Source organism: Micromonospora sp. H61 (genome assembly GCF_018070325.1).
Classification (GTDB): domain Bacteria; phylum Actinomycetota; class Actinomycetes; order Mycobacteriales; family Micromonosporaceae; genus Micromonospora; species Micromonospora salmantinae.
On record NZ_JAGPXY010000150.1, the window covers coordinates 1 to 4145 of the forward strand.

3 protein-coding genes are annotated in these 4145 nt (G+C 69.0%); all 3 read left to right on the top strand.

Annotation, left to right across the window (positions count from 1 at the left end; translation table 11 throughout):
- On the top strand, positions 1-2126 hold a 2126-nt coding region (locus KBX08_RS32325), incomplete at its 5' end, for a lantibiotic dehydratase (protein WP_210787548.1).
- Positions 2056-3105 carry a lantibiotic dehydratase C-terminal domain-containing protein gene (locus KBX08_RS32330; RefSeq protein ID WP_210787549.1) on the top strand — a complete coding sequence of 350 codons (1050 nt, stop codon included), beginning with the start codon at positions 2056-2058 and terminating at the stop codon, positions 3103-3105. The genes KBX08_RS32325 and KBX08_RS32330, both read left to right, overlap by 71 nt.
- Positions 3106-3108: 3 nt before the next feature.
- Positions 3109-4145 (top strand): thiopeptide maturation pyridine synthase (locus KBX08_RS32335; protein WP_210787550.1); only part of this gene is annotated, 1037 nt, incomplete at its 3' end.

Genomic DNA, 4145 nt, shown 5'->3' on the forward strand with positions numbered 1-4145 from the left:
CGCAGAGTCTGGCCCGGTTGGCGAAGTACGTGGGCCGCGCGGCCGCCAAGACCAGCCCGTACAGCACCTTCACCATCAGTGGCCTGGGCGCCTGGGTCAACGGCTCGGCCCCGGAGGTGTTCGCCAAGGCGTCGGTCAGCGGGCTCCTGGAGCTGGATGGTTTTCTGCTGCAGAGCGTGATCCGCGCCCTGCGTGAGATCCCCGCGCTGAAGGCGTCGCTGTGGGTACGGGCGAACCCGAGTGTGACCATGTCGGCAGGGAAGATCACCTTTTCCGGGTTGCCGCCCCGTGAGCCGATCGTGACCATGCCGGAAACCCCGGCAATCCGCGCCGGCCTGCGCATTGTCGAAGAAGGTCCGCCCGGCACGCTGCGCGGACTGCAGGAACGGCTCGTCTCCGGCGCCAGGACCCGCGGCGAGATTCGGCCGTTCCTGGATGCGCTGGTGCGGGCCGGGCTACTGATCCTCGAACCACCGGTGACGGACCAGGCCCTCGATCCGTTGTCGGATCTGATCGCCTGGGTCCTCGCCGACGGGGGCGAGGACCTGGCCGACGTCGCGGTGCTGCTGGACCGGCTGCGGACGGAGGTCAGTCTGCCGGTGCCGGTGGAGGACGTCGACGGGCACTGCGCCCGCCAGGACCGGCTCCGTGACGCTGTCGGCGACATCGTTGACCGTCTCGGGTTGCCCTTCCAGCCGGTGGCCGAGATGAGCAAGGCGGTCTACCACGAGAACGCGGTGTTTCGTGACCCGTCGGTGGAGTGTGCTACCGGACGGTGGCGTCCGGCGCTGGAGGATCTCGACGCGGTGCGGGGGTGGCTTGCCGTCTTCGACCCGGCGCTGCCGCTGCGACTGGCGCTGGGTGTCTACTTCCGGGAGCTCTTTGGTGCGGGCGCACGGGTGCCGGTGCTGGAGCTGTGCCGGGCGGTGCACGAGGAGATGTCTCGTGCGGACGGGTCCGCCGCCGGTCAGGAGGTTGCGCAGTTCCTACGCGCGTCGCCGCTGGCCAACAGCACCGCGCTGGCCACCAGCCCGCTGGGCAGGCTCCGGGATCTGGGCCAGCTCCAGGAGACGGCCCGGCAGGGCGTACTCGGCGCGGTGGAGGTAGACGGCGTCATCCGTACCCCGGCCGAGAATCTGCGGGCAATGACGGCCGGGTGGCCGCGGTGGGTCACGCTGCCGGGGTCCCTGGGTTGCTACGTGCAGGTGGTCGAGCGAGGGGGCCAGCTCGCGCTGGCGTTGAACGTGGCGCATTCGGGGTACGGGCGCGGGCGCAGTCGTACGACGCGGTTCACCACTCTGGCCGGGGGATCAGTGCCGCCGAGCCGGGCCTGGTCCGAAGCGTCCGGTGGACCGATTTTCGCGGAGTTGAGCGGGACGTTCTCGTCGGCGTTGAACGCACGTACGGTCAGCACCGACTACGAGATCGACTACCCGTTCACCGTCAGCGGACGGTCCGCCGATGAACGGCTGCCGTTGGGGGATCTGGTCGCGGTCCACGATTCGGCGACCGGCCTGGTCAATCTCGTCTCGACGAGGCTGGGGCGGCAGGTCGTGCCGCTACACCTGGGCATGATGGCCGATGTCCTACTGCCGCCGATCGCCCAGTTCCTCAGCTGGTCGTTCGGGGTGACCTACTACCTCCACCCCAGTTTCTCGCCGTTGGCCGGTGGCGCCGACCTGATGCCTCCCGATCGGCTCACCACCCATCCGAGAGTGGAGGCCGGCCGAATCATCCTGCGTCGTGCGCGGTGGCGGGTGCCGACCGGTCAGGTACCCACCCGGCACAAGGCGGAGGCCGATGCCGACTATCTGGTGCGCCTGGTCGGCTGGCTGCGCAGCCACGGAATTCCGGACCGCTGCTATGTCCGGATGTGGACCGACGGGCTGTGGGGAACTGACCCGGGGGATGACACGTGGGGCAAGTGGGTGCTGGACAAATCGCGCAAGCCTGTCTATATCGACTTCGCCAACTGGCATCTGCTCGCGGTCTTCGAACGGATGCTACGGGCACCGGGTCCGGTCATGGTGTTCGAGGAGGCGCTGCCTGTTCCGGGTGGCGGCGCCGCGCTCGCCGGTGAGTCGACCGTCGCCGAGTACCTCGTCGAGATTACGGAGCGAGGGTGAGATGGACGAGACCGACTGGGTCAGCGCACACGCCTTTTACCAGGGCGACCAGGACCGTCTGCTGGTCGACGCGATCGATCCGCTGGTGACCGAGCTGACCTCCGGCGGCCGGGCCGAGGGCTGGTTCTACCTGCGGTACTGGGACGGCGGGCCGCACCTCCGCTTGCGGGTGCTGCCGGCCCCCGGCGTCAAGGCCGATGAGGTCAGGGAAGCGATCGACACACGGTTGGGCGCTTACTTCCGGGACCATCCCTCCAACCCCGTGATGACCGAGGAGACGTACGCACAGAGCGCGGCGATGCTGGCCGAGTGGGAGCAGGTCGAGCTGGGGTTCGCAGCGCTGCAACCGAACGACTCGGTGATCCACGTCCCGTACCGGCGGGAGCACCACCGCTACGGCCACGGCGCCGCGATCGAAGCGGTGGAGCGGCATTTCGTGCAGTCGAGCACGCTGGCGATGCGGCTGTTGCGGCAGGGTGCGTCGCCGCAGGAGCGGTCGACCGCCGCGTACGCGATGATCCTCATCGCTTGGCTGAGTTGCGAACCCGACCCGGTGCGCCTGCGTGAGGGGGTCGGATCCGGACCCAGGTACGACGACGCGGTGGCACCCTTCGAACTGCCGAAGCCGTCGGCGCAGCAACTCGGCGCGGCGGTGTCCATCGCACAGCGGATGCGTGCCCTGGTGACGGTCAGCAGCCGGCACACCGACCCGGGAACGCTCGCCAGTTGGGCCCGTTCGGTCGCGGCACTGCGGGACGCACTCGATGAGCAATTGGACAGAGGCGCACTGACGCCGCCCGTCTCGGGCTGGGAAGGCCCCGGAGGCCTGGTGATCGCGAGGCCAGACACGTCGGCGCTGACCGTCATCGACATCTGCGCGCACCTGATCTGCAACCGGCTCGCCGTCACCCTGCCGGCAGAGATCTCGTTGCGTCAGCTCGCCGGGGCGGCCGTGATGGCGCTCGCGGAAGGGGAGTGAACCGTGCGTTGGCACTCTTTCCAGGTCTACTACCACGCCGAGGACAAGAATTCGCTGATCCTGGAAGCGATCCGGCCAGTGACGCGGCGGCTCCGCCACCAGGTCGACTCCATGTACTACCTGCGGCACTGGCTGCACGGCCCGCACGTGCGGCTCTACATACGCTGTACACCAAGCCTCCTGGAGACGCTCGTCCGTCCCACGGTCGAGGAGGTGGTTGGTCGCTTCCTGGCCGCACGGCCGTCGACGGCACGCCTGGATCCGCAGGAACACCTGCCGATGCACCGGCGCCTGGCCGAATTGGAGTCGGTGAGCGGCGACCTGTTGCCGTGGTACCCGGACAACTCACTGAACCTCACCACGGAGGCGGACCCGGTGCCGTCCGAGGCCACGTCGGCCCGGCTGCTGACGGACTTCTACTCGAACACCACCGACCTGGCCTTCCAGATGACCGAGGACATCGCCTTCGGGGGCCAGCGGCTTGCGATCGCGTTCGATCTCATGATCGCCACGGCGCACGCGCTGTCCGGAGTCGGGATAGCCCGCGGCGGCCTCTCGTTCCGCTCGCACGCCGAGGCGTTTCTGCACGGATACCCGGAGGGGGAGGGCCTGCGCGAGGCCTGGGACCGGCACTACCACCGGCGCAGCGCGGCGCTCGTCACCCGCGTCCGGGCCGTTGTCGCCGACCTGGACGGCACGACATCGGCGGTGCCGTACGTGCGTGACTGGGTCGACGTGCTGCGGCCGCACCGGGATCGGGCCAGCCGGCTGGTCAGCTCGGGGCTGCTGACCGAGCAGGAGCCACCGGTCGACGCCGACATCGAGATCGTCGACTTGACGCAGGTCAGCCCGTTCCATCGGGAGCTGTTCGCCAGCAGCGCATGGCAGGAGCAGACAGCGGCCACCGAGTGGTTCCTCAGCTACAAACTGGTGCTCAACCACACCTACCTGCACCTGACCCGGTTGGGGGTCAGCCCGGTCGAACGGTTCCTCCTGTGCCACCTGGCTGCCGGTGCGATCGAGCAGGCGCACGGGATGTC